Genomic DNA, 25,719 nt, shown 5'->3' on the forward strand with positions numbered 1-25,719 from the left:
TCCGGAGGACCTGCGGGGACGGGCGGCGCGGTGCGCGCTGCGCGGCGCCGTGCGGCGGGGCGCGGGCACGCGGGATCTGCCGGCCGGTTTCCGTCCGGCCGACGGCACTCCGTGGGGAGGCGGGCAAGGGCGGAGAGTCTAGTGCGCCGGGTGCGGGGGAGGCCAACCGTTTTCCCGCCGGGCGGCCGGGTCCCGGTCCGCCGCCCCGCTCCCGGTCCTGTTGTGTCCGGTTTGTCGGGTGACCCCTAGGGGGAATCGCCCGTCCGGTGTAGGGGGTGTGCTCCCTCCAGAGGGGTACGCGGAGGGCAAGAAGGTTGGCTCCGCAGACCGATGCCGACCACGCCCTCCGAGATCCACCATTGAGTCATGAGTGCAGCGACCATCCATCCGGCCCCCGCCGCTCGCCCGGCCGGCGCCACGGCTGTCCGGGGCAGCCACCACCACCGCCTGGGCGACGCCCTGCACGCCGTGAAGGTGTACGCGGGCGCGGCGTTCGACGTGATCATCCTCGGGGAGTACGGCGAGGAAGCGGGCATACGCCACAAGTGACCTACTAGGGTCGGTCCGTGACAGAACGGACGGTGGCCCTCCGGTCACACACGGCGGCTGCTCCGGCCCTCCTCGCCGCCTCCTTCCTCGCCCTGGCGGTCCTGTTCGCCCATCTGCGGCTGCCGATGCCCGACGCGCTGGTGTACCGGGCCGAGGGCGCGGCCGTCCTGCACGGCCGCGATCTGTACGGCTTCGCGGTCACCGCCGGGCGCCTGCCCGCCACCTATCCGCCCTTCGCGGCCGTGCTGTTCGTCCCCACGGCCCTGCTGCCCGCCCCGGTGCTGAAGCTGGTCTTCCTCGCGGGCAACGCGCTGCTGCTGGGCAAGCTGGTCCAGCTGTCCGCGCGGCTCGCGGGCCGGGCGGCCGGGTGGCCGCTGCTGTGCACCGCGACCGCGCTCGCCCTGTGGTGCGAACCGGTCTTCCAGACCTTCCGCTACGGCCAGATCAACCTCGCCCTGGCCTGCCTCGTGCTGTGGGACCTGACCCGGCCGCCCGGAGCGCGCGGCCGGGGCGCCGCGATCGGCCTCGCGGCCGGCATCAAGCTCACCCCCGGCCTCTTCGTCGTCCATCTGCTGCTGCGCGGACGCGGACGCGAGGCGGCCACCGCGACGGCGGCCTTCGCCGCGACCGTCGTCGTGGGCCTGCTCGCCCAGCCCGGCGCGAGCGTCGCCTACTGGACCCGCCATGTCTTCGAGACCGACCGAGTGGGGAAGCTGTGGATCGTCGACAACCAGTCCCTCCAAGGGCTGATCGCCCGCCTGCTGCGGGACCCGGAGCCCGGCCTCGCCTGGCTGCTGCCGGACCTCGCGGTGGCCGCCGCCGGACTCTGGCTCGTCCGGCGGGCGCCCCGGGAGCGGTGGGCCGTGCTGCTCACCGCCTTCACCGCGCTGCTGGTCTCCCCGATCAGCTGGTCCCACCACTGGGTGTGGTGCGTCCCCCTGGCCGCCGTGCTGCTGGCCGAGGGGCACCGCGGCGCGGCGGCGCTCACCGCGCTCTGCTTCACGGCCCGCACCCTGTGGCTGGTGCCGCACGCGGGCGAGCTGGATCTGCGCCTGCCGTGGTGGCAGCAGCCCCTGGCCTCGCCCTACGTGCTGCTGGGCCTTGCCCTGCTCGCGGCGGCCGCCCTCCCGCGCCGCCCGGGACGGACGCGCGATGACCCCGTCCCGGTCAGCCTTCCTCCGCCAGCAGCTCGTCCGCGTCCATGATCCGGTAGGCGTAGCCCTGCTCGGCCAGGAAGCGCTGGCGGTGCGCCGCGAAGTCCTGGTCGATGGTGTCGCGGGCGACCACCGAGTAGAAGTGCGCCTGGTGGCCGTCGGCCTTGGGCCGCAGCACCCGGCCCAGGCGCTGCGCCTCCTCCTGGCGGGAGCCGAAGGTGCCCGAGACCTGGATCGCGACCGTCGCCTCCGGCAGGTCGACGGAGAAGTTCGCCACCTTCGACACCACGAGCACCGTGATCTCGCCCGCGCGGAAGGCGTCGAAGAGCTTCTCCCGCTGCGCGTTGGACGTCTCGCCCTTGATGACCGGGGCGTCCAGATGCTCGCCCAGCTCGTCGAGCTGGTCGATGTACTGGCCGATCACCAGCACCTGCTGCCCGGCGAAGCGGCGCACGATCGCCTCCGTGACCTTCCGCTTGGTCGCGGTGGTCGCACAGAAGCGGTACTTCTCCTCGGTCTCGGCGGTGGCGTAGGCCAGCCGCTCGGAGTCGGTGAGGTTCACCCGGACCTCGACGCAGTCGGCGGGCGCGATGTAGCCCTGCGCCTCGATCTCCTTCCACGGCGCGTCGAACCGCTTGGGCCCGATCAGCGAGAAGACGTCGGACTCCCGGCCGTCCTCGCGCACCAGCGTCGCGGTCAGCCCGAGCCGCCGCCGCGCCTGGAGGTCGGCGGTGAACTTGAAGACCGGCGCGGGCAGCAGGTGCACCTCGTCGTAGACGATCAGCCCCCAGTCCCGGGAGTCGAACAGCTCCAGGTGCGGGTAGACGCCCTTCCGCCGGGTGGTCAGCACCTGGTAGGTGGCGATGGTGACCGGCCGGATCTCCTTCTTCGTCCCGCTGTACTCGCCGATCTCGTCCTCGGTCAGCGAGGTCCGCTTCACCAGCTCGTGCTTCCACTGCCGGGCGGAGACGGTGTTGGTGACGAGGATCAGCGTGGTCGACCGGGCCTGCGCCATCGCACCGGCGCCGACCAGGGTCTTGCCCGCCCCGCAGGGCAGCACCACCACTCCGCTGCCGCCGTGCCAGAAGTTCTCCACGGCCTGCTTCTGGTAGGGCCGGAGCGCCCAGCCGTCCTCGGCCAGCTCGATCGGGTGCGCCTCGCCGTCGACGTACCCGGCCAGGTCCTCGGCGGGCCAGCCCAGCTTCAGCAGCGTCTGCTTGATCTGCCCGCGCTCGGAGGGGTGCACGGCCACGGTGTCCGGGTCGATGCGCGCCCCGACCAGCGGGGCGATCCGCTTGGACTTCAGCACCTCCTCCAGCACCGGCCGGTCCGTCGTGGTCAGCACCAGCCCGTGCGCCGGGTGCTTGCTGAGGGTCAGCCGCCCGTACCGGTCCATCGTCTCGGCGATGTCCACCAGCAGCGCGTGCGGCACCGGGTAGCGGCTGTACTGCACCAGCGCGTCCACGACCTGCTCGGCGTCGTGCCCCGCCGCGCGCGCGTTCCACAGCCCCAGCGGCGTCACCCGGTAGGTGTGGATGTGCTCGGGCGCCCGCTCCAGCTCGGCGAACGGAGCGATGACACGACGGCAGTCGTCGGCCTGCTCGTGGTCGACCTCCAGGAGCAGGGTCTTGTCGGACTGGACGATCAACGGACCATTCACGCGCGGCACCCTTTCGCTGACGCGGCCGGACGGCTCGGCCAACACTCCAGTGTGCACCACCGCCCGCGCGGCCCGGCCGTGCCGCGGAGGGCGGGCCCGGGGCGGCCCGCGCCCGCCCGCCGCGGGAGCGGATCACACCTGCCGGGCGCCCGGACGGCGGGGGGCGACGGTGAAGGCGGCGGCGGTGGAGACCGGGGAGCCGGGCGCGGTCACGTAGTCCGTGACGTGGTACTCCGCCCGCAGCTCGTCATGGCTCAGATGCAGCGTGGTGTAGCCGCGCTGCGCGTTGTGCCACTTCAGATGCGGGTTGACGCCCTCGGCCAGCCAGTTGGCGCCGACCTGGTCGGAGGCCGAGCCGTTCTTGCCCGAGGTGACCGACGTACCGGCGAACTCGGTGGCCACCACCGGCGAGGACGGGTCGTCGAAGTCGAGCTTGAGGTCGGCGACGACGCTGCGGTGGATGTCACCGGTGAGGACGACCGTGTTGCGCACACCGCGCTCGTACAGGCCGCCCAGCAGCCGGGTCCGGGCGTCCACGTACCCGTCCCACATGTCCAGGCCGGAGGAGAGCACCGCCGGGTCCGGGTCCTGGTCGACCTGGGCGATCAGCGTCTGGTTGGCGAGCACGTTCCAGGTGGCGTGCGAGCGGGCCGCGCCGCGCAGCAGCCACGCCTCCTGCTCGGCGCCCAGCATCTGCCGGCCGGGGGCGCGCCGCTCGGCGTCGAAACCGGGCTTGGTGCCGTCGCCGCCGACCTGGTCGTCGCGGTAGGAGCGGCTGTCCAGGACGTGCAGGTCCATGACCCGCCCGAAGGTCAGCCTGCGGTACATACGGGCCCGCGCCCCGTGCGGCTTCTGCGGCAGCCGGAGCGGCTGGTGCTCGTAGTAGGCCTGGAAGGCGCCGGCCTTGCGGGCGCGGAAGGCGGCCGGGTCGCCGTCCGGGAAGCCGTCGCCGTCCACCTGGGCGACGTCACCGGCCCAGTTGTTCTCGACCTCGTGGTCGTCCCAGGTCAGCGCCCAGGCGGCGGCGGCGTGCGCGGCCTGGAGGTCGGTGTCCAGCTTGGTGAGCGCGTACCGGTTGCGGTACTCGGCCAGGGTGTACGTCTCGCGCCGGTACTGCGCGTCGAGTTCCGGCATGCCCCGCACGCCCGCGGTGGCGCCGACACCGTTCTCGTAGAGGTAGTCGCCCAGGTGCACGATCAGGTCGTGGCCGGCGTCGGCCAGGTGCCGGTAGGCCGTGTAGTAGCCCTCGTACCAGCACTGGCAGGAGACGAAGGCCATGCTGAGCCGGTCGCCGCCGCGGCCGTGCGGCGAGGCGGCGGTCCGGGCGCGGCCCGCCTGGCTGATCGCGTGCCCGGCCCGGAAGCGGTAGAAGTACTCGGTCCCCGGCCGCAGGCCGCGCACCTCCGGGTGGACGGAGTGGGCGAGTTCGGGCACGGCCCGTGCGGTCCCGGACCGCACCACGTGCCGGAACCGCTCGTCGGTGGCGACCTGCCACTGCACCGGCACCGTCCGCTCGGGCATGCCGCCGCGGCTGTCCACGGCCAGCGGGTCCGGCGCGAGCCGCGTCCACAGCACGAACCCGTCGTCGTGCGGGTCGCCGGAGGCGATGCCCAGCCGGAAGGGGTCGTCGGGGAAGCGCGGCGCCGCCCAGGCGCCCGCCGTGCTGAAGCCCGCGGTGAACAGGCCGAGCGTGGCGGCGCCCGCTCCTGCCCGGCCGAGCAGACGGCGTCTGCTGAGGTCCATGTGTCGCACCCGTCGTCAGGGGTCTGGTTGACGGGTGAACACTGGGTGCGAGGTGTTACGGGGGCCGGGCGGGCAGGGAATCGGTTCCCGGCGGGCGGGCGAACTCGCGGCCCCCGGCGCACCTGGCGCGACGTCAGGAAGGCGGGCCGGAAAGCCTGGTCGAGGCTGACTGACGTGCTCTCAGCCGGTGTCCGCCTCCAGCTCCGCCACCCCCGTGATCCGGTGCAGCGGGTAGGTGCGCACCTCGTCCGCCGTGTGGTCGTACGCGGTCACGAAGCCGCCCTCGACACGGATCGGGGCGATGACGTGCTGACCGGCGGTGCCCTCGGCGTTGACGTAGCCGATCCACAGGGCCTCCCCGGTGAGCACGGCGGCCTGCACCGTGGCCAGGGTCTCGGCCGCGGTGGTGCGGGGCAGCCCGCCGTCGGCCGTGGCCGTGGCGGACGGCTTGCGCGGCGCGGTGGACGCCAGGTCGCCCGCCCGGATCGCGCGCACCGCCGCCGACAGCAGCGTGGCGTCGGGCAGCGGCGGACCGTCGGGCACCGGTTCGGGAGCGGTGCGCGGCGGCGTCCGGTGGGAGTCGGCGCGCGCGATCAGCACATCGCCCTCGGCGGACTCGGCCGCCGGTGCGTAGCCCATCGCCCGCAGCCCCTCCAGCAGGGCGGCCGGATCGGCGGGGGTGGCCAGCACGGTCGGCGCGAGGCGGCGCAGCCGCAGCCCGGCGGACCGCTTGTCGGCCAGGATCTCGTTCAGCAGCGCGTCGTCGTCGCAGCGGACGTAGGCCGACGCCGCGCCGACCCGCAGATGCCCGTGCCGCCGGGCCACGTCGTCGATCAGGTACGCCAGCGGCTGCGGCACCGGCGTCCGGGAGTGCCGGCCGAGGAAGGCGTGCAGGTCGGCGGCGGTGCGCCCGGCGTCCAGGGCGCGCCGCACCGAGGCCGGGGTGAAGCGGTAGACCGTCGCGCCGCCCTTGGACTCCACGTCGGCGAGCACACCGAGCGTGTCCGCCAGCGGACGTCTCAGCGGGCCGGGCGCCACCGCCGTCAGATCCGCCTGGAGCAGGACATGGTCCAGCGGTTCGGGCAGCAGTGGCGCGAGCAGCCGGGCGGCGGCCTGGGCCGCGGCGGCCCGCGCGGCCTGTGCGGTGGGTGCGGCCTGTACGGACTGCCGGGCCTGCGGGGCGTCGGTGCCCCGGTGGTGGTGGACGGGCAGCTTGTCGCCGGGCCCGGTGGGCTCGGGCGCAGGGACCGCTTCCGGCGCGGGCGGCGCCCCGAGCAGCGCCCGGCCGTGCGCGGACAGCGCGCCCCGGCCGGTGACACCGAGCAGCTCCGCCTCGGACAGCGTCCACCGGGCGAGGCGTTCGCGCAGGTCGTGCTCGTGATCGCGCTGCGCCCCGCGCAGCGGGCGCTCCCAGCGCAGCCGGGCGAGCACCGAATCGGCGACCGGCGCGGTGCCCTGCGGAAGGCCCGCCAGCAGCGCCAGCACCCGGTGCCGTACCTCCGGCGCGGCCGAGCGGTCGAGCCCGGGGCCGAGCGCGGACAGCACGCGGTCCTTGGCGTCGCGCCCGCCGGCCACTCCCGGGGTCCGGGTCGCCGCCAGCCACGCCTGCGCCAGCAGCGCCCAGCGTTCGGCGGCGGGCCGCTCCCGCCACTCGTCGTACGCCGGGGTCGCCGCGTACCGCTCGTCCACGTCGCCGTCGGAGGCCAGCAGCCCGGCCGCGTAGGCGAGTTCGATCCAGAAGGCGGCCACCGGCTCGGCCACGTCCAGGGCGACGGCGGCGCGCTTGAGGTCGCGCACGCTCAGACCGCCCGCGCGCAGCACGTTCGGGCCGCCCTCGTCCCAGTCCTTCAGCAGTTCCTCGACGGTGGCCAGCGCGGTGTACGCCTGCCCGGCCGCGGTCGCGTCGACGACCTGCGCGCTGTGCGCGGCGGCGGCCTCCACGGCGGGCGGCAGCGGCTCGGGCGCCCGGTGCGCGCGTCCGGCGCGCAGATGCAGCGCCACCTCGCGCGGCAGGACGACCGTGCCGGGCGCGGTGGGCAGCAGCAGCCCCCGGTCGAGCAGCCGCCGCAGCCGGGGCGCCGGATCGGCGGTCACCTGCCCGTACGGCGGCCCCCACACCAGCCGGTCCAGCACCTCCAGGGAGTCCTCCGGCAGATCCGCGAGGAGCGCGGCCATTCGCTTCCGGTCCGCGAACAGGGCGGTGAGCGCGGCCGCCGCCGAGACCGAGTCATGGGTGGAGGGCAGCCCGGCGGCGGCCACGATCTCCTGGATGCGTCCCGGCGACATGCCCGCCGTGGCCTCCTGCACCGTCGGGCCGAGCCCGGTGGGGGAGGGGTGCTGCGCGGAGGGCGCGAGCAGTTCGCGGGCGGTGCGCACCAGGCGCAGCCGGTCGTCGTCGCCCCAGACCAGCGCCTGTTCGCGCAGGGTGGCCAGCGCGCGGGGCAGCGCGGCGGCGACGGCACCGTCCCCTTCGTCCCCGGCCATCAGCCCCAGCAGCTCGCCGTACGCCGCCGGGTCCGCCGCCACGGCCAGCGCCTCCGCCGTCTGGAGGGCGAACCGGTCCAGCCGCTCCAGCGCGCGCACCACCGAGGCCCGGGTACCGGCCCGGGTGGCGAGCTGGGTCAGGTCGGCGGGGACCGGCGTGATGAGGTCCGGGCGGCTGCGCAGGAGCGCGGTCAGGGAGGCGTCGTCCCGCGCGCGCAGGTCCTCCGCGAGCGAGCGGGGGACTGCCACCGGTTTCTCGTCGCTGCTCATCCGACCCACGGTAGCGGGTGCCCCCGGCGGCCGGGCAGGCGTCGGGCCGGTCCGGAGCACGGACGGGCGGCGGGCGGACCGCGTGCGGGGCACCGGCGGGCGGGTCGCGGCGGGCGGGTCGCGGCGGGCGGCCCCGGGAGCCGCCCGGCACGCGGTACCGTCGTGCCACGGGGTCATCGGCCAGCCGCCCCGGAGGGGTTCGTGGGGATCGAGAGCGACCAGGTCGTCTACGAGTATCTGAGCCGCGTCGGGGACGTGGCCCAGCAGCGCCAGCTGTCCTCGGCCACCCGGATGCGGCTGGTGTCGCAGCTGCGCGACGAGATCGACCGCTGCCGGGCCAGGACCGCCGTCGACAGTCCCGCCGCCGTCCGCCGCATCCTGGACCGCCTCGGCAGCCCCGACGACATCGTCACGGCGGCGGGCGGCAGCACGGGCGCCACCGGCGCCCCGGGCGCGGGCGCGGCCGCGGTCTTCGGCGCCGCTCCGGGTGCCGCGCCCGCCCCGCCGCCGCCCGCCGTACCCGTGCAGCGGGACCCCGGCCCGGCCCGGCCCACCGGGACCGCGTCCGGCCGTTCCGGCCCGTCCAGCCGGTCCGGCCGTTCCGGCGGGACCGGCGACGAAGCGGAACCGTCGCTGCTGAAGAGCCTGCGCCGGGTCGTGCCCAGGCCGCGCCCCGCCCGGCCGGACCCGGACCTGAACCCGGACCCGAATCCCGCGCCCCCGCCTCCGCCCCCGCCCGGCGGCGCGCTGCCGCCGCACCTGGCGACCGCCGACGACCTGGGCGACGCCCGGATCCGCCCCGACTGGTGGCGCGGGGAGGACAGCCCGTTCGGCCTCGGCGACGACGTGCCGGCCGGTTTCGTCGGCGGGGTGGAGATCCCCGACCTGCTCAAGGCCCCGCCGCCGCGACGGCCCGGCGGCCCGGCGGGTCCCGGCACCGCACCGGCGGACGCGGCGGACGTGGCGGACGCGGTACCGCGGGCACCGGACGCGGCGGAGGCCGTGCCGGAGAGCACACCGCGTCGGCGTTTCGGCCTGCTGCCCCGGCGGGCGGCGAAGGAGACCGCCCGCGCCCGGTGGAGCAACCCGCTGCTCCTGCTCGCCGCCGCGCTGCTGGTGGGCGGCGCGGTGACCGGCAACCTGTTCGCCCTGCTGCTCGGCTGGGTCATCGCGTACGGCTCCCGGCGGCTGACGCCGATGGAGACCAAGTGGGCCGTCCTGGGCATGCCCGGACTGGCCCTCGCCGCCGGGCTCCTGTGGCTGTGGGGCCGGGGCGAGGGCCGCTGGGGCGCCCCCATCGCCCAGGGGCAGATGAACGACGCCGTCGGCCAGACCTGGCCCTGGGTGCTGCGGACGGCGGCCGTGCTGTCGGCGCTGTTCCTGGTGTGGCGCTCGCAGCGGCGGCGCGGCTGAGGTCCTGGATCCCGGACCGGCCGCCCCGCCGCCGTCGCCCCTGGGCACAATGGCCCCATGACCTCGCGCCCGCTGACCGTCGGCTTCGACCTCGACATGACCCTCATCGACTCCCGCCCCGGCATCCACGCCTGCTACGTGGAACTGTCCGCGCGGACCGGGACGCACGTCGACGCCGACCTGGCGGTCACCCGGCTCGGGCCGCCGCTGGAGGACGAACTGGTCAACTGGTTCCCGGCCGACCGGGTCGAGGCCGTCGCGGACCTGTACCGCGAGCTGTACCCGGCGACCGCCGTCGCGCCCACGCTCGCCCTCCCGGGCGCCCGCGAGGCGGTCGTGGCCGTGCGGAAGGCGGGCGGCCGGGCGATCGTCGTCACCGCCAAGCACGAGCCGAACGCCCGGCTGCACCTGGAGCACCTGGACATCGAGCCGGACGCGGTGATCGGTGGTCTGTGGGCGGAGCGCAAGGCGGAGGCGCTGCGCGCGTACGGCGCCGGGGTGTACGTCGGCGACCACGTGGGCGACGTGCGCGGTGCCCGCGCGGCCGGTGCCCTCTCGGTGGCGGTGGCCACCGGGCCGTGCGACGAGCGGGAGCTGACGGAGGCGGGCGCGGACGTGGTCCTCGGGGCGCTCACCGCGTTCCCCGAGTGGTTCGCGGGCTGGTCCGCGGGCCGGATTCCGGACGCGCAGGCGCGCGTTTCGGCCGAGAACGAGTCCGTGGCCTGACGGTTGCCCGGTGAGTCCGTGGCCTGACGGCTACCCGGCCTCGCCGCGCGCCTGGCGGCGGCCCGCGGCGATCGACTGGAGCACCCCGGCGGCGGCGATCAGGAAGCCGACGCCCATGAGCATGCTCAGGCCGAACATATAGGTGGGGAACGGCTTCGCCCCGAAGAACAGGGGCGCCACCGTGACCATGGTGGCCAGCGTGCCGATGAAGAACACGATGGCCCCGGCCCGGATCAGCCGGTCGCCGGGGGCGGGATTCTCTTGGGTCTTGTCACGCACCCGACCAGGGTAGGCCCCCGCGCGGACGGCCCGTCGGCGGCCCGTCGACAGCCCATCGGCGACCTGGCGGAGTCCCAGCGGCAGTCCGGCGGCGGCCAGCCGGTGACCGCTCGCGCCACCGCGCGCGGGAGCGCGATCCGGGGCGTCGGGATCCGGACGGACGGCGGCCGGGAGCCGTTACGGGGCGTGGTTAAGCACGTGTTCGGCGGGGGAGAGCCCCGGTAAGGTGGTTCAACGGCAGTTCAAGGGCGTCCGGGACCGATCGAGGGAGTGTGTGCTTTGCCGACTGGCAAGGTCAAGTGGTTCAACAGCGAGAAGGGCTTCGGCTTCCTCTCCCGCGACGACGGCGGTGACGTCTTCGTCCATTCCTCGGTCCTTCCCGCCGGAGTAGACGCGCTCAAGCCGGGACAGCGCGTGGAGTTCGGCGTGGTCGCCGGGCAGCGCGGCGACCAGGCACTGACGGTGACGCTCCTGGAGCCGGCGCCCTCGGTCGCGGCGGCCCAGCGCAAGAAGCCGGACGAGCTGCTCTCCATCGTGCAGGACCTGACGACGCTCCTGGAGAGCGTCGGCCAGACCCTGGAGCGCGGCCGCTACCCCGAGAAGACCTCCGGCAAGAAGGTCGCCGGACTGCTGCGCGCGGTCGCCGACCAGCTGGACGTCTGACCCGGACGGACGTCTGACCCGGACGGTCGCCGGGGCCTGACGGACGCCGGGCCGGACGGACGCCTGAACCGGCCCGGACGGACGCCGGGGCCGGCCCGTTGCGCGTGAACCGCCGGGCCGCCTCGCAGGTCCCCGCTCAGGGGAAGGCCAGCGCGTCGGGTCCGAGGGCCGGTACCAGCCCCTCGGCCGCCGCCCGGGTGAGCAGGCCGCGGACCGCCGCGTAGCCGTCCTCGCCCAGACCCGCGGTGAACTCGTTGACGTACAGCCCGATGTGCTGGTCGGCGACGGCCGGGTCCATCTCCTGGGCGTGCTCCATGACGTACGGCCGGGACACCTCGGGGTCGTCCCAGGCGGCGCGCACGGAGGCGCGGATCGCGTCGGCGAGCCCGGTCAGCGCCGCCGCGCCCAGGGACCGCCTGGCGATGATCGCGCCGAGCGGGATGGGCAGCCCGGTGGTGTCCTCCCAGTGCTCGCCCATGTCGGCGAGCTTGTGCAGACCGTAGTTCTGGTAAGTGAAGCGGGCCTCGTGGATCACCAGACCGGCGTCGACCTTCCCGTCCCGTACCGCGGGCATGATCTCGTGGAACGGCATCACGACGATCTCGCCCACCCCGCCGGGCACGGTGTCCGCCGCCCAGAGCCGGAACAGCAGGTACGCCGTCGACCGCTCGCTCGGCACCGCGACCGTGCGCCCCTTCAGATCGGCGTCCGGCTCCCGGGTCAGCACCAGCGGCCCGCAGCCCCGGCCCAGCGCGCCGCCGCACGGCAGCAGCGCGTACTCGTCCAGGACGTAGGGCAGCACCGCGTACGACACCTTCAGCACGTCGTGCTCGCCGCGCTCGGCCATGCCGTTGGTGATGTCGATGTCGGCGAAGGTGACGTCGAGGGCGGGCGCGCCGGGGATCCGGCCGTGCGCGAGGGCGTCGAAGACGAAGGTGTCGTTGGGGCAGGGCGAGTAGGCGATCCGCACCTGCTCAGGAATCCGCGGGCTCTGCGGACTGTGCGGGCTCTGCGGGCTGTGTGGGCTCTGCGGATTCTGGGGGCTCATGGGCGTTCCAACTCTCCAGTACGGGGGCGAGCTTCCCGAAGCCCTCGGTCAGGGCCGCGAGCGCGTCGCCGATGCGCCAGGCGGCGCGGTCGCGCGTCCCGACGGGGTTGGAGACCGCGCGCAGTTCCAGCACGGGGACCGAGTGTGCTGCGGCGGCCTCGGCGACGCCGAACCCCTCCATGGCCTCGGCCAGGGCACGGGGGTGGCGGGCGCGCAGGGCGGCGGCGCGGGCGGCGGTGCCGGTCACGGTCGAGACGGTCAGCACCGTGCCCGTGGCCGCGCCGGTCGCGGACGCGGCGGCCCGTACGAGTGATTCGGGGGGACGGTGGGTGACGGTGCCGAAGCCGAGGTCGGTCACCGGCAGGAAGCCGTCGGCGGTCTCGGCGCCCAGGTCGGCGGCGGTGATCTCGTCGGCGAGGACGAGCGAGCCGACGGGCGCGCCGGGCAGCCGGGGACGGCGGGGAGAGCCGGGAGAGCCGGGAGAGCCGGGACGGCCGGGAAGGTCTGTCGCCGCGGGGGCGAAGCCGCCCGCGATGCCGGCGCAGACGACCAGGCCGTACGGGGCGCCCGCGAGCGCGGCGGCGGTGAGGGCGGTGGCGGTGGACGCGGCGGCGAGGGCGGGGCCGACGCCGGCGGCGATCAGGTCGAGGCCGGTGCCGGGACCGCCGAGGCGGTGCACGGCCACCCCGGGCAGCGGCACCTCGCGGGGCGGCCCGGCGGACGCGAACGCCCGCGCCACCGCGTCCCGTTCGGCCGGGACCGCGGTGGCGACGAGTACGCGTACGGAGGACGTGTCAGGAGTCCTTCTCGAGCTTGAAGGACCACACACCGGTCACGTCCTTGTCGCCCTCCTTGACGGCGATCCAGGTCGAGTTGCCGCTGGCGCCGTACTGGGCGTTGAAGAACACGCTGCCCGGGATGGTGCGGTACGACTTCTTGCTGGAGTCGGTCAGCGGCTGACCGTTCATCAGGATGGTCCAGCCCTTGTCCGCGATGTCCGGGTCGACACCGAAGCGGACGGTCTCGTCGGGGTCGACCTTGATCGACTTGTCCGACTTCAGGCACTTCGGCAGGTCGGCGGTCTTGATCGCCTTGCCGTCGTTGTAGCAGGTCGCCTCCGAGTGCACCGAGTCGTCGCCCACGGTGATCGTGGCCATCGGCGTCGGCTTGTCGCAGGCCGTCAGGAGAAGCAGTCCGGCGGAAACGGCGCCGGCAGCGGCGACGGCGCGGCGGCGTCGCACGGCGGATTGCAGCGAGGTCATGGCGGAAGGCTATCGGGCACGTCCAGCCCTCCGGCCACGCGGGGGTGCGGCGTGCGCCCGAACGGCCCCCCGGGGCACGCCCCGACCACCCGCGGGCCGCTCCCGCACCGCGGCGCGGCGCACCGCGCGTCGGCCTGCCCTCCCGTGGCTGCGGTGGCCGTGGCGCGGGCCCTCAGGCCGGTGCCCCGGGGCGGTCCGGCGCGCCGCCGCGGCGGGCGGAGGCCAGCAGGCCCCGGGCCGTGGGCAGCCAGCCGCACGCGACGATCGCGGCGCCCACGGACAGGCCCAGCACGCCGTTGAGAGGCAGCACGATGCCGATCGCGCCGCCCAGCACCCAGGCCATCTGGAGCAGCGTCTCGGAGCGCGCGAACGCCGAGGTGCGCACCGCCTCGGGCACGTCCCGCTGGATCAGCGCGTCCAGCGACAGCTTGCCCAGCGCCTGCCCGAACCCGGCGAACGCGGCCAGGCACGCCACCAGGACCGCGCTGAAGAGCACCGCCGCCAGCACCGCCACCCCGAGCACGATCGCGACGACCGTCACCACGATGACCTCCGGGGCGCGCGAGCGCAGCCATGCGCCGACCGCCGTGCCCAGCGCGTTGCCCGCGCCCGCCGCCACGCCCACGATGCCGAGCGAGACGGCCGCGTTCTGCCCGGCCAGCGGGTGCTCGCGCAGGAGAAAGGCGAGGAAGAAGATCAGGAAGCCGGACAGGCAGCGCAGGGCCGCGTTGGCGGCGAGGGCGTGTGTGACGGCCGTACCGACACCGCGCAGCCCGGGACGCCGGGGCGGCTTGCGGCGCGGCCCGCGGGGGCGGGACGGCGCGTCGGCGGCGAGCAGCGCCCGGTGCTCGCCCTTGGCGGAGTCGACCTTGCGGGGCAGCGAGAAGGACAGGAACGTTCCCGCGACGAAGATCACGAAGGCGCCGTACAGCGGCCAGCCCGACCCGACGAGGTGCAGCCCGGCCCCGATGGGCGCGGCCGCACCGGTGGCGAGCAGTCCGCCGAGCGTGACCCGTGAGTTCGCCTTGACCAGCGAGAACGACGGCGGCAGCAGCCGCGGCACCACCGCGCTGCGGACCACGCCGTACGCCTTGGAGGCGACCAGCACGCCGAGCGCCGCCGGATACAGTTCGAGCCCGCCGCCCGCGGCCGCCCCCGCGATGATCAGCGCGAGCAGCGCGCGGGCCAGCATCGCGGCGGCCATCGCGGCGCGGCGCCCGTGCGGCAGCCGGTCCAGGAGCGGGCCGATCACCGGGGCGAGGACCGTGAACGGGGCCATGGTGATGGCCAGGTACAGCGCGACCCGGCCGCGGGCCTCGTCGGTGGGGACCGAGAAGAAGACGGTGGAGGCGAGTGCCACGGTGATCATCACGTCACCGGCGCCGTTCACCGCGTGCAGCTCGATCAGCTTGCCGAGGCCGGACTCGCCCGCGCCGTGCGCGTGCGTGACCCGGCGGATCCCGCGCGCGGTGCCGGTGAACGGCAGCCGCAGGGCACGGCCCACCGCGCGGACGGAACCGCCGAACCGGCCCGAACCGCTGCCCCGGCTGCTGCCCGCCGTCACCTCTTCGGGCTCTTCGAGCCCGGCGGTCTCCGGGGGCGTCCTCGCGGCTGCCACTCCGTCATAGTGCCCCGATACGGCCGCCCCTAGCGCCACCACCCCCGAACACCCGTCCCGGACCGCCCCGACGGCCCCACCGGCTGCCCCCCCCCGCACGCGGCGGCCCGATGGCCGCACCGCATCCCCGCACCGCCCGCCCCGGTGGCCGCACCCCGCACCCGCCGCCCCGGCGGCCGCTCTGCTCGGGTCCGGCTTCCGGCCGGGGAGGGGGACGGGCTCGCCCGGCCGCAGGCCGCCTGCCGGGCCAGGACTCGACGGGACTCCGGGGCCCCGGCCAGCAGGAGAACGCGCCTGGCTCCCGGTACGTCCGTCCGCCGGGACGGATCCGCCCAGCCCCGGGGCGCCCACCGGGAGCCGACTCGCCCGGCGTCCCGACTCGCCCGGCTTCCCGGCTTCCCGGCGTCCCGGCGTCCCGGCGTCCTGGACACCGGACACCGGCCGCCGGACCTCGGCCCGGACCGGCCCCGCCTCCTCCGCCGCTCCGCGAGCGTGCCGGACCACCCCGCACCCCGCCCTGCCCCGGCACGCCCCACCCCGTGCCCCGGCCGCCCGCCGAAAAGAAGTTTTGCGTGCCCCGAAAGAAGTTCCGCTCGCCCCGGAAGCCGTCCCCCGCAGAAGCCGCCCGACAAGCCCCGGCCCCCGAAATCGCCCCCGCGCGCCCCGGGAATGCGCGCCCCCCGCCCCCGCGACACAGCCGCCCGCGGCGTCCCGCGCGCCCCCGCGGAGGTCGCCGCGCGGGCGTGAAGCCACCGTCGGTGTAGGCCCAGCGGCGACGAGAAGGTAGCGTGCGTAGCGCGCCGTGGCGAACGTTCTCGGCCGCGCGCCTTACGTGCATACCGCAGAATGGATGACGTAGGTGCGCCCGAGCGCGATCGGGCGCGGACGTCGACGCGGTCCAGGGTCCGCTCCGTCCGCCCCGCCGCCTTCAGGCCGGCGCACCCGAGAGACGGCGTAGGAGAGAAGCGATACCTGTGAGCGCAGCGACCACGCGAAGCCGCACCCCCGACCGCCTGTGCGCCGAGGCGGTCGACCTCGCCCGTGCCGCAGCCGAGGAGGCGGCGGCCCCCGGCGTCGTCGGCGAGCACGCGGGCCTGGTGTCCGAGGGCGACCGCGTCGTCACCCACTTCTTCGAGTGCAAGGAACCGGGCTACCGGGGCTGGCGCTGGGCGGTGACCGTGGCCCGCGCCTCCCGCGCGAAGATCGTCACCCTGGACGAGGCCGTCCTGCTGCCCGGCCCCGACGCCCTGCTCGCCCCCGAGTGGGTGCCCTGGAGCGAGCGGCTGCGCCCCGGCGACATGGGCCCCGGCGACCTGCTGCCCACCGACGCCGAGGATCTGCGCCTGGAGCCCGGCTTCTCCGGCGAGGACGAGCCCGCGCCGAACTCCGCCGTCTCCGAGGAGATGGCCGAGCTGGCGGAGGCCGAGGACGCCGACGTCACCGCGGGCCCGCCCCGGAACCTGCCCACCGCGCCCTCGCGCGGCTCCGTCGCCGCGGTCGCCGAGGAACTGGGCATGGGCCGCGCCCGCGTCCTGTCCCGCTACGGCCTGCACACCGCCGCCGACCGCTGGGAGGAGGCGTACGGCCCGCAGACGCCCATGGCGCAGGCGGCCCCGGCGTCCTGTGTGAGCTGCGCCTTCCTGGTGCCCGTCGGCGGCTCGCTGGGCCAGGCCTTCGGCATCTGCGCCAACGAGTTCTCCCCGGCGGACGGCCGCGTCGTCTCCCTGGCGTACGGCTGCGGCGGCCACTCCGAGGCGGCCGTCATGCCGAAGCCGCCCCAGCCCGCCCCGCCGGTCGTCGACGAGACCCGGGTGGACCCCTTCCCGCTGCGTCCCGCCCCCGACTCGGGCTCGGTGCCCGTCACCGACGACGAGACCGCCGAGCTGGGGCACTCGTAGCGCGTACGCCCCCGCCGGACCCCGGTCCCGGAGCGCCCCCAGCGGCCCCCGGGACCCCGTTCTCCGCCCCGCCCGGGGCCCTGTCCGGGACGGGGCGCACCCGTTCCCGGCGGCGCGGTACCTTCTCCTCACCCTCATGAGGAGAATGAACGTGAGCATGTTGGTGCAGCCCTCCGCCGGGGGGGACCCGTTCGGGACCGCGCGCCTGCGCCGCGGTGTGCTGGACGCCTGGGCGACCAGCCCGGCCAGGTTCCGTGAGGACGCCAACGCCGAGGAGGACCTGGTCCTCGGCGGCTACCGCGACCGGCTCGTGGTCGAGCTGGCGCAGAACGCCGCCGACGCCGCCGCCCGCGCCGGAGTACCGGGCCGCCTGCGGCTCACCCTGCGCGACGGCGTCCTCGTCGCCGCCAACACCGGTGCCCCGCTGGACGCGACCGGAGTGGAGTCGCTGTCCACGTTGCGCGCCTCGGCGAAGCGGGACACCGGGGACGGCCGCGTGGCCTCCGTGGGCCGCTTCGGCGTCGGCTTCGCCGCCGTGCTCGCCGTCACCGACGAGCCCGCCGTCGTCGGACGGCACGGCGGGGTGCGCTGGTCGCTGGCCGAGGCCCGCAGCCTCGCCGAGGAGACCGCCCGGCACAGCCCCGGCCTCGGCGACGAGATCCGCCGCCGCGACGGCCATGTCCCGCTGCTGCGGCTCCCGTTCGCCGCCGAGGGCACCGCACCCGGCCCGTACGACACGGCCGTCATCCTGCCGTTGCGCGACACGGCCGCCGCCGACCTCGCCGAGCGGCTGCTGCGCGCGGTCGACGACGCCCTGCTGCTCGCCCTGCCGGGCCTGGCCGAGGTCGTGATCGAGACCGGTGACGACACCCCGCGCACGCTGCGCCGCCGCACCGAGGGCGCGCTCACGGTCGTGGAGGACACCCGCGAGGGCACCACCCGCTGGCGCACCGCCGACGCGCACGGCCCGCTCACCGCCGACCTCCTGGCCGACCGGCCGGTGGAGGAGCGGCTGCGCCCCCACTGGTCCCTGACCTGGGCGGTCCCCGTGGACGAGGACGGCGCCCCGCGCGCCCCGCGCACCAGCCCGGTCGTGCACGCGCCCACCCCCAGCGACGAGCCCCTGGGTGTCCCCGCCCTGCTCATCGCCTCGTTCCCGCTGGACACCACCCGTCGGCACACCGCGCCCGGCCCGCTCACCGACTTCCTCGCCCAGCGCGCCGCCGACGCCTACGCCGGGCTCCTCGCCGACTGGCGGCCGGTGTCCGAGGCGCTCATCGGGCTCGTCCCCGGGCCGCTCGGCAAGGGCGAGCTGGACGGCACCCTGCGCCAGGCGATCCTGGAGCGGCTGCCGCGCACCGCCTTCCTGCCGCCCGCCACCGCCCACGGTCAGGGACCGGACCACCACGACGGACCGGACGACGCCGACCACCTGGAGAACGCCGACAGCGCAGACAGCGCAGACACCGCCGACGAGCTGCCCGTCGCGCTGCGGCCGCGCGACGCCGAGGTGGTGGAGGGCGCGGGCGCCGAGACCGTACGGGTTCTCGCCGAGGTGCTGCCCACCCTGCTGCCCGCCGGGCTGGAGCGGCGGGTGGAGCTGCGCACGCTGGGCGTGGCCCGGGTCCCGCTGACCGACGCCGTGGACCGGCTGGCCGGTCTGGAGAAGGAGCCCGGCTGGTGGCGGCGGCTGTACGACAGCCTGGCCGGTGTCGACCCGGACCGGCTCACCGGGCTGCCCGTGCCGCTGGCCGACGGGCGCACCACGCTCGGCCCCCGGCAGGTGCTGCTGCCCACCGGTGACGCCGCCGCCGTCGCGGACCCGGAGGTGCTGGCCCGGCTGGGTCTGAAGGTCGCCCACCCGGACGCCGCCCACCCGATCCTGGAGAAGCTGGGCGCGCTGCCCGCCACCGCGCGCGCGGTGCTCACCACCCCGCAGGTGCGGGCCGCGGTCGCCGCCTCCCTGGACGAGGACGGCGGCGCCTGGGACGCGGACACCCCGGACGCCGAGGAACTCGCCGACACCGTCCTCGCCCTGGTCCGCGACGCGGGCCTGGAGCCGGGCGACGAGCCCTGGCTCGGCGCGCTCGCCCTGCCCGACGAGGACGGCGAACTCGCCCCGGCCGGTGAACTGGTCTTCCCCGGCGGCCCGTTCGCCCAGGTCATGCGCGAGGGCGAACTGCCCGCCGCGGACGGCGAGCTGGCCGCCCGCTGGGGCGAACAGCCGCTGGCCGCCTGCGGGGTGCTCGTGGACTTCGCGCTCGTCCGCGCCACCGACGTCGTCCTCGACCCGGACGAACTGGAGCCGCGCGAGGCCGACTTCCCCGAGCCCGACGACCCGGGGCTGCTCGACGCGGTCGACGTGTGGAGCGAGGACGTCCTCGACCGCTTCCCGGACACCCCGGTCCCGCCGGTCGCCACCGAACTCGTCGCCGTGCGCGACCTGGACCTCGTGGACGACGACCAGTGGCCGCGCGCGCTGGCCCTGCTCGCCCGCCCGCCGCTGCGCGACGCGCTCACCCAGCCGGTGCGGATCCTGCTGCCGGACGGCACCCACGAGGTCGTACGCCCCTACACCGCGTGGTGGCTGCGCGGGCACCCGGTGCTCGGCGGGCGCCGCCCGGCCGGTCTGCGCGCCGCCGGGTCCGACCCGCTGCTGCGCGGCCTGTACGACGAGGCCGACGCCACCGGCTTCGAGGACGAGCAGGTGCTGCGCGCCCTGGGCGTGCGCACCTCCGTGGCCGCCCTGCTGGACGAGCCGGGCGGCGCCGCCGAACTCCTCGACCGGCTCGCCGACCCCGAACGCCCGGTGGCCCCCGCCCAGTTGCACGCCCTGTACGGGGCGCTCGCCGACCTGGACCCGGAGCAGGTCACCCTGCCCGACGAGCTGCGGGCCGTCGTGGACGGCCGGGTCGAGGTGGTGGACGCGGCCGAGGCCGTGGTGTGCGACTCGCCGGATCTGCTGCCCTTCACCGCGGGCGTCCCGCTGCTGCCGGTGCGGCCCGCGCGCGCCGCCGAACTGGCCGAGCTGCTCCAGGTGCGGCGGCTGAGCGAGTCGGTCACCGGCGCGGTGGACTCCGAGGGCACCGAGCACGGCGTACCGGAGCCGGTGCGGGTGCTGCTCGGCCCGCGCACGCCCGCCGCCTACGTCGAGCACGAGGAACTGGTCGTGGACGGCACCGAGCTGGACTGGCGCCTCACCGACGACGGGGTCCTGCACGCCGCCACCCTGGAGGGCGTGGCCGCGGGGCTGGCCTGGGCGGCGGGCCAGTGGCCCCGCCGCTTCGAGGTCGCCGCCCTGCTGGAGGACCCGACCCGCACGGAGGAGCTGGCCCGGGACCGCTGGTTCGACTGAACCCGGCGCCCCCGGGCCCTCCGGGGGCCGGACACGCCCTAGACGGGGAAGCGCCGCCCCACCCACTTCCACAGGAACTCCAGCACGGCCGACGCCGCCACGGCGATGCCCACCGCCGTCCAGGGCATCGCCGTCCCCACCAGCTTCAGTGCGAAGAACTGCTGGAGCGCGGGCACGGCCAGCACGACGAGGAAGGCCGCCCCCATCGCGGCCACCAGCAGCACCCGCCACCAGGTGTAGGGGCGGGCGATGATCGCCAGCACCCACATGGAGATCAGGAAGAGGGTGAGGGTGGCCGCGCTGGTCTCCGCGTCCAGGGCCTGCGGGCCGGTGTAGTGGTGGCGGGCGAGCAGATACGTCACGAAGGTCGCGACGGCGGCGACCACCCCGCCCGGCACCGCGTACCGCATGACCCGGCGGACGAAGTGCGGCCGGGCTCGCTCGGTGTTCGGGGCGAGGGCGAGGAAGAAGGCGGGGACGCCGATGGTGAGCGTGGACAGCAGGGTCAGGTGCCGGGGCAGGAACGGGTACTCCACCTGCGAGCACACCACCAGCACGGCGAGCAGCACCGAGTAGACCGTCTTGACCAGGAACAGCGTCGCGACCCGGGTGATGTTCCCGATGACCCGCCGCCCCTCGGCGACCACGGACGGCAGCACCGAGAAGCTGTTGTTCAGCAGGACGATCTGGGCGACCGCCCGGGTGGCCTCCGAACCGGAGCCCATGGAGACGCCGATGTCGGCGTCCTTGAGCGCGAGGACGTCGTTGACGCCGTCGCCGGTCATCGCGACGGTGTGCCCGCGCGACTGGAGGGCGCCCACCATGTCCCGCTTCTGCTGCGGGGTGACCCGGCCGAACACGGTCGCCTCGTCCAGCTCCCGGGCCAGTTCGTCGCGTTCGGCGGGCAGCCGGCGCGCGTCGACGGCGGCGCCGGTGAGCCCGACCTTGGCGGCCACCGCGCCCACCGACACCGCGTTGTCACCGGAGATGACCTTGGCGTGGACGTCCTGGTCGGCGAAGTAGCGCAGGGTGTCGGCGGCGTCCGGGCGCAGCCGCTGCTCCAGCACGACCAGCGCGGCCGGGGTGACGTCCGAGGCCACCGCCGGATCGTCCAGCTCGCGCCCGGCGCGGGCCAGCAGCAGCACCCGCAGGCCCTGCTCGTTGAGGCGGACGGTCTCGGCGAGCGCGGGCGAGTCCTCGGGCAGCAGCACGTCCGGGGCGCCCAGCAGCCACGTACTGGACTCGCCGTCGCTCTCGCTGAAGCTGGCGCCGCTGTACTTGCGGGCGGAGGAGAAGGGCAGCGACTCCACGCAGCGCCACTCCTCGGTGTCCGGGCAGGCGTCGATGATCGCCTGGAGGGAGGCGTTGGGGCGGGGGTCGGACTCGCCGAGCGCGCCGAGCACCTGGCGGACGTACGGCTCGGGCCGGCCGTCGAGCGTGCGCAGCTCGGTGACGTCCATGCCGCCCTCGGTGAGGGTGCCGGTCTTGTCCAGGCAGACGGTGTCGATGCGGGCCAGGCCCTCGATGGCGGGCAGCTCCTGCACCAGGCACTGCTTGCGGCCCAGCCGGATGACGCCGATGGCGAAGGCCACCGAGGTGAGCAGGACCAGCCCCTCCGGGACCATCGGGACGATCCCGCCGATGGTCCGGGCGACCGAGTCCTTGAGGTCGTCGTCCTTCGCCACGAGCTGGCTGACGACCAGGCCGAGCGCGGTGGGCACCATCATCCAGGTGACGTACTTGAGGATGGTGGAGATGCCCGTGCGCAGCTCGGAGTGGACGAGGGTGAAGCGGGACGCCTCCTCGGCGAGCTGGGCGGCGTAGGCCTTGTGCCCGACCTTGACGGCCCGGAACGCGCCGCCCCCGGCGACCACGAAGCTGCCGGACATGACCTGGTCGCCGGGGTGCTTGACGACCGGGTCGGCCTCGCCGGTGAGCAGCGACTCGTCGATCTCCAGGCCGTCGGCCTCGACACAGGTGCCGTCCACGACGATCTTGTCCCCGGGGCCGATCTCCAGGACGTCGTCGAGGACGATCTCCGAGGTGGCGATCTCGGTGGCGGCGCCGTCGCGCCGGACGGTGGGCCGGGACTCGCCGATCACGGCGAGCGAGTCCAGGGTCTTCTTGGCCCGCCACTCCTGGATGATCCCGATGCCGGTGTTGGCGATGATCACGAAGCCGAAGAGGCTGTCCTGGATCGGCGCGACGAACAGCGTGATCAGCCAGAGCACGCCGATGATCGCGTTGAAGCGGGTGAAGACGTTCGCCCGGACGATCTCGGCGAGGGAACGGCTGCTGCGCACCGGCACGTCGTTGACCTCGCCGCGGGCCAGGCGCTCGGCCACCTCGGCATGGGTCAGTCCGGGCGCCCGCGCCGGCGGGACGGGTAGGGGGTGTACGGGGTCCAGCTCCGCGCCCGCGTCGGTATGGCTCATGCTTTCGACGGTACGTGGCGATGTGCGCCTTCACTCGTCGAGCGGGGGCAAGATCCGACCAGGGGATGACGCACGTCCTGCGAGGGTCGTAGCCGGTCGGGGCCCTGACCGGGGGAACTGGTGCCCCGCACCCATGCCCGGCCGGACCGCCGCCGCTGCGCCGGGGCCGCCACCTCGCGGTGGCCGCCGCCCGGCCGTGGCGGCTACTCCGCGGTGGCCGGGCGGCCCGCCGGAGCCGCGTCCTGCCGCTGGGCCGCGCGCTTGATCGCCGCGTCGCGCCTGCGCACGTACCAGATGCCGATCAGGCCGAGGCCGCCGCCGGCCAGGCAGGTCCACAGCCACCAGGTGCGGCCGTGGTCGTCGAACCAGCCGTAGAAGGGGAGCTGGACCAGGAAGAGGACGAACCACACGATCGTGCCGCCGGTGATGGTGGCGACCACGGGGCCCTCCAGGGGCTCCGGCGCCTCGTGCTTGGGGGTCCACTTCGCCATGGCCCCAGCTTACGGCCCGGTGCGCGGCGGGCAGAAGGAGACTCCGGAGCGGGCAGGCACCGGGTCCGGGGCGGGGCGGATGCGGGGTCTACGCGCGGAGATGGCCTTTTCCGGCTTCATATGTTCATACTGAAACAGTCTGAGTCTGGCTACTTCTTGTCGTAGAAAAGCACCAATGGGGCAGTCCGGGGGGAACCTGCCGGTGACGGAAGTGGCGGACTCGTTCACGTTTGGTCCCCGTCCCGGCCCGGTACTCACGTACTTCCCGCACCCCTGAGGTCATCCGCATGTCCACCTCGGCCACCGCCAAGGTCCCCGCCCCCCAGAAGCCGGGAACGCCCGCCTTCGGCGCCCTCGACCGCTACTTCAAGATCTCCGAGCGGGGCAGCTCCCTGCCCCGCGAGATCCGCGGCGGCTTCGCCACCTTCTTCGCGATGGCCTACATCATCGTGCTGAACCCGATCATCCTGGGCAGCGCGAAGGACATGTACGGGCACCAGCTCGACAACGGCCAGCTGGTCACCGCCACCGCCCTGACCGCGGCCTTCACCACGCTCCTCATGGGCGTCATCGGCAACGTCCCGATCGCGCTGGCCGCCGGCCTCGGCGTCAACACGGTCGTCGCGCTCCAGCTCGCCCCGCGCATGTCCTGGCCGGACGCGATGGGCATGGTCGTCCTCGCCGGTTTCGTGGTGATGCTGCTGGTCGCCACCGGGCTGCGCGAGCGCGTGATGAACGCGGTGCCGCTCGGCCTGCGCAAGGGCATCTCCATCGGCATCGGCCTGTTCATCATGCTGATCGGCCTGGTCGACTCCGGGTTCGTCTCCCGCATCCCGGACGCCGCCCACACCACCGTCCCGCTCCAGCTCGGCGCCGACGGCCACCTCAACGGCTGGCCGGTCCTGGTCTTCGTGCTGGGCGCGCTGCTCACCCTCGCGCTGATCGTGCGCAAGGTGCCCGGCGCGATCCTCATCTCGATCGTCGCCATGACCGTCCTCGCGGTCGTGATCAACGCCGTGGCGCACGTGACGTCCTGGGGCCTGACCACGCCCAAGTGGCCGGGCAACCCCGTCTCCACCCCGGACTTCGGGCTGCTCGGCAAGGTCAGCCTGTTCGGCGGCTTCGACAAGGTCGGCCTGCTGACCGGCATCCTGTTCGTCTTCACCGTGCTGCTGTCCTGCTTCTTCGACGCCATGGGCACGATCATGGGCATCAGCGACGAGGCCAGGCTGACGGACGCGCAGGGCCAGATGCCCGGCATGAACAAGGTGCTCTTCGTCGACGGCATCGCCGTCGCCGCCGGCGGTGCCAGCTCGGCCTCGGCCACCACCTGCTTCGTGGAGTCCACGGCGGGTGTCGGCGAGGGCGCGCGGACCGGCTTCGCCAACGTCGTCACCGGCCTGCTCTTCGCCGTCGCGCTCTTCCTCACCCCGATCGCCACGATGGTCCCGTCCCAGGCGGCCACCCCGGCGCTGCTCGCGGTCGGCTTCCTGATCCTGTCCGGCTCGATCCGGGAGATCGACTGGGCCGACCACACGATCGCGATCCCGGCCTTCGTGACGATGCTGATGATGCCGTTCACCTACTCGATCACCAACGGCATCGGGATGGGCTTCATCACCTTCGTCGCGCTGCGCCTGGCCGCGGGGCGCTCCCGCGAGGTGCCGGTGGCGATGTACGTGGTCGCGGCGGTCTTCGCCTTCTACTACCTGATGCCGGCCCTGGGTCTCACCTGAGCCCGGTGGCCCCGGTGGCCCCGGTGGCCCCGGTGGCCCCGGTGGCCCCGGTGGCCCCGGTGGCCCTGGCGGGCGGGGGCGGGACGGCGGCCGGGGCGCTCAGGTGACCCCGTAGAACCGGTCCGTCTCCTCGACGGCGGACCGGAACCGTTCGTCGAAATCGTTGCGGATGAGCGTCTGGACGACATAGTCCTGGACGCTCATTCCTCTTTTCGCGGCATGGGACCGGAGCCGGTCGAGCAGCTCGCGGTCCACGCGCAGGCTGAGCACGCTGGTCCCCATGGAGACGAGGGTCGCGGCACCGTTCCGCATGAGGTGTCACGTTCCCCGTCCGTATCACCCATATGAGTGATGTGAGCGGACGGGAGTGGCCGGGGTCACGGTTGGTGTGCGTGTCCGCGGTGGTCTTTAGCGAGAGTAATGAGTTACGCTAAAGAACATGCCGGACCTTACCCATGGCGACGACACAGCCGCCGTGAACTCCCTGCGCTCCGCCGTGATGCGGTTGTCCCGTCGGCTCAAGCATCAGCGGGTCGACGAGTCGCTCAGCCCCACCGAGATGTCGGTGCTGGGCACCCTGTCCAACTGCGGCAGCGCCACCCCGGGCGAACTGGCCCGCAAGGAGCATGTGCAGCCGCCGTCGATGACCCGCATCGTCGCGCTGCTGGAGGCCAAGGGCCTGGTCCGCCTGGAGCCGCACCCCGAGGACCGGCGCCAGAAGGTCGTCACCCGCACCGAGCAGGCCGAGACCATGCTGGAGGAGAGCCGCCGCAAGCGGAACGCCTTCCTGGCCCGCCTGGTCGACGGGCTCGACGAGGACGAGTGGGCGAAGCTGCGCGAGGCCGCCCCCGTGCTGGAGAAACTCGCGCATCTGTAACGCACGTCAGCAGCCGCAAGGAGGCGAACCCACTTTGAGTACGGGATCCGGAGCAGCT

At 74.9% G+C, this 25,719-nt stretch carries 20 protein-coding genes; 9 read left to right on the plus strand and 11 right to left on the minus strand.

Annotation, left to right across the window (positions count from 1 at the left end):
• Positions 1-366: 366 nt before the first annotated feature.
• On the plus strand, positions 367-549 hold the full coding sequence (locus B086_RS0114125) for a hypothetical protein (RefSeq protein ID WP_018567065.1): 183 nt from the start codon (positions 367-369) through the stop codon (positions 547-549).
• Positions 550-566: 17 nt separating this feature from the next.
• The gene (locus B086_RS0114130) at positions 567-1,754 is read left to right on the plus strand and encodes a glycosyltransferase 87 family protein (RefSeq protein WP_026252412.1); all 1,188 of its coding nucleotides are present in this window, start codon (positions 567-569) and stop codon (positions 1,752-1,754) included.
• On the opposite strand, the gene B086_RS0114135 is transcribed toward B086_RS0114130, so the two are convergent.
• The 3 genes from B086_RS0114135 to B086_RS0114145 form a co-directional block, all read right to left on the minus strand.
• The gene (locus tag B086_RS0114135; protein WP_026252413.1) at positions 1,717-3,363 is read right to left on the minus strand and encodes a DNA repair helicase XPB; all 1,647 of its coding nucleotides are present in this window, start codon (positions 3,361-3,363) and stop codon (positions 1,717-1,719) included. The two genes, B086_RS0114130 and B086_RS0114135, sit on opposite strands and share 38 nt — an antisense overlap.
• A gap of 132 nt (positions 3,364-3,495) precedes the next feature.
• Positions 3,496-5,106: an alkaline phosphatase D family protein gene (locus B086_RS0114140; RefSeq protein WP_018567068.1), complete on the minus strand. Its 1,611-nt coding sequence runs from the start codon at positions 5,104-5,106 to the stop codon at positions 3,496-3,498.
• Between the two features lie 180 nt (positions 5,107-5,286).
• Positions 5,287-7,860 (minus strand): helicase-associated domain-containing protein, encoded by a 2,574-nt coding sequence (locus B086_RS0114145; protein ID WP_018567069.1) that lies wholly within the window; start codon positions 7,858-7,860, stop codon positions 5,287-5,289.
• A gap of 201 nt (positions 7,861-8,061) precedes the next feature.
• Here B086_RS0114145 and B086_RS0114150 point away from each other — a divergent pair, with 201 nt between their 5' ends.
• The gene (locus B086_RS0114150; protein ID WP_018567070.1) at positions 8,062-9,273 is read left to right on the plus strand and encodes a hypothetical protein; all 1,212 of its coding nucleotides are present in this window, start codon (positions 8,062-8,064) and stop codon (positions 9,271-9,273) included.
• Between the two features lie 57 nt (positions 9,274-9,330).
• On the plus strand, positions 9,331-9,999 hold the full coding sequence (locus B086_RS0114155) for an HAD family hydrolase (protein WP_018567071.1): 669 nt from the start codon (positions 9,331-9,333) through the stop codon (positions 9,997-9,999).
• Positions 10,000-10,029: 30 nt separating this feature from the next.
• On the opposite strand, the gene B086_RS0114160 is transcribed toward B086_RS0114155, so the two are convergent.
• A complete protein-coding gene (locus B086_RS0114160) occupies positions 10,030-10,278 on the minus strand; it encodes a hypothetical protein (RefSeq protein ID WP_018567072.1) in 249 nt (82 codons plus the stop codon).
• A gap of 279 nt (positions 10,279-10,557) precedes the next feature.
• Between B086_RS0114160 and B086_RS46085 the strand changes: the two genes are divergently transcribed.
• A complete protein-coding gene (locus B086_RS46085) occupies positions 10,558-10,941 on the plus strand; it encodes a cold-shock protein (protein ID WP_018567073.1) in 384 nt (127 codons plus the stop codon).
• A 136-nt stretch (positions 10,942-11,077) separates the two neighbouring features.
• Here the strand turns inward: B086_RS46085 and B086_RS0114170 are convergent, their stop codons facing one another.
• The 4 genes from B086_RS0114170 to B086_RS0114185 all read right to left on the minus strand — a co-directional run bounded on the left by B086_RS0114170 (position 11,078) and on the right by B086_RS0114185 (position 14,869).
• Positions 11,078-11,905: a 1,4-dihydroxy-6-naphthoate synthase gene (locus tag B086_RS0114170; protein ID WP_037873498.1), complete on the minus strand. Its 828-nt coding sequence runs from the start codon at positions 11,903-11,905 to the stop codon at positions 11,078-11,080.
• Between the two features lie 10 nt (positions 11,906-11,915).
• Complete coding sequence (locus tag B086_RS0114175; protein ID WP_018567075.1) at positions 11,916-12,728, minus strand: futalosine hydrolase; 813 nt, start codon at positions 12,726-12,728, stop codon at positions 11,916-11,918.
• Between the two features lie 55 nt (positions 12,729-12,783).
• The gene (locus tag B086_RS0114180; protein WP_018567076.1) at positions 12,784-13,251 is read right to left on the minus strand and encodes a hypothetical protein; all 468 of its coding nucleotides are present in this window, start codon (positions 13,249-13,251) and stop codon (positions 12,784-12,786) included.
• 172 nt (positions 13,252-13,423) lie between these two features.
• The gene (locus B086_RS0114185) at positions 13,424-14,869 is read right to left on the minus strand and encodes an MFS transporter (protein ID WP_199790753.1); all 1,446 of its coding nucleotides are present in this window, start codon (positions 14,867-14,869) and stop codon (positions 13,424-13,426) included.
• A 974-nt stretch (positions 14,870-15,843) separates the two neighbouring features.
• Here B086_RS0114185 and B086_RS0114190 point away from each other — a divergent pair.
• Positions 15,844-16,767, plus strand: coding sequence for a DUF3027 domain-containing protein (locus B086_RS0114190; RefSeq protein ID WP_018567078.1), 924 nt, complete (start codon positions 15,844-15,846; stop codon positions 16,765-16,767).
• Positions 16,768-16,918: 151 nt separating this feature from the next.
• The gene (locus B086_RS0114195) at positions 16,919-20,122 is read left to right on the plus strand and encodes a sacsin N-terminal ATP-binding-like domain-containing protein (RefSeq protein WP_026252415.1); all 3,204 of its coding nucleotides are present in this window, start codon (positions 16,919-16,921) and stop codon (positions 20,120-20,122) included.
• A 38-nt stretch (positions 20,123-20,160) separates the two neighbouring features.
• Here the strand turns inward: B086_RS0114195 and B086_RS0114200 are convergent, their stop codons facing one another.
• Together B086_RS0114200 and B086_RS0114205 are read right to left on the minus strand one after the other, a co-directional pair.
• Positions 20,161-22,557: a cation-translocating P-type ATPase gene (locus B086_RS0114200; protein ID WP_018567080.1), complete on the minus strand. Its 2,397-nt coding sequence runs from the start codon at positions 22,555-22,557 to the stop codon at positions 20,161-20,163.
• A gap of 203 nt (positions 22,558-22,760) precedes the next feature.
• Positions 22,761-23,048 (minus strand): DUF2530 domain-containing protein, encoded by a 288-nt coding sequence (locus B086_RS0114205; protein ID WP_018567081.1) that lies wholly within the window; start codon positions 23,046-23,048, stop codon positions 22,761-22,763.
• A 287-nt stretch (positions 23,049-23,335) separates the two neighbouring features.
• On the opposite strand from B086_RS0114205, the gene B086_RS0114210 reads away from it, so the two are divergent.
• On the plus strand, positions 23,336-24,784 hold the full coding sequence (locus tag B086_RS0114210) for an NCS2 family permease (RefSeq protein ID WP_018567082.1): 1,449 nt from the start codon (positions 23,336-23,338) through the stop codon (positions 24,782-24,784).
• 99 nt (positions 24,785-24,883) lie between these two features.
• Here the strand turns inward: B086_RS0114210 and B086_RS0114215 are convergent, their stop codons facing one another.
• The gene (locus B086_RS0114215; protein WP_018567083.1) at positions 24,884-25,096 is read right to left on the minus strand and encodes a ribbon-helix-helix protein, CopG family; all 213 of its coding nucleotides are present in this window, start codon (positions 25,094-25,096) and stop codon (positions 24,884-24,886) included.
• 127 nt (positions 25,097-25,223) lie between these two features.
• On the opposite strand from B086_RS0114215, the gene B086_RS0114220 reads away from it, so the two are divergent.
• Positions 25,224-25,661 carry a MarR family winged helix-turn-helix transcriptional regulator gene (locus B086_RS0114220; protein WP_018567084.1) on the plus strand — a complete coding sequence of 146 codons (438 nt, stop codon included), beginning with the start codon at positions 25,224-25,226 and terminating at the stop codon, positions 25,659-25,661.
• Positions 25,662-25,719: the final 58 nt, after the last annotated feature.

This window comes from Streptomyces sp. PsTaAH-124 (assembly GCF_000373685.1).
Lineage (GTDB): Bacteria > Actinomycetota > Actinomycetes > Streptomycetales > Streptomycetaceae > Streptomyces > Streptomyces andamanensis.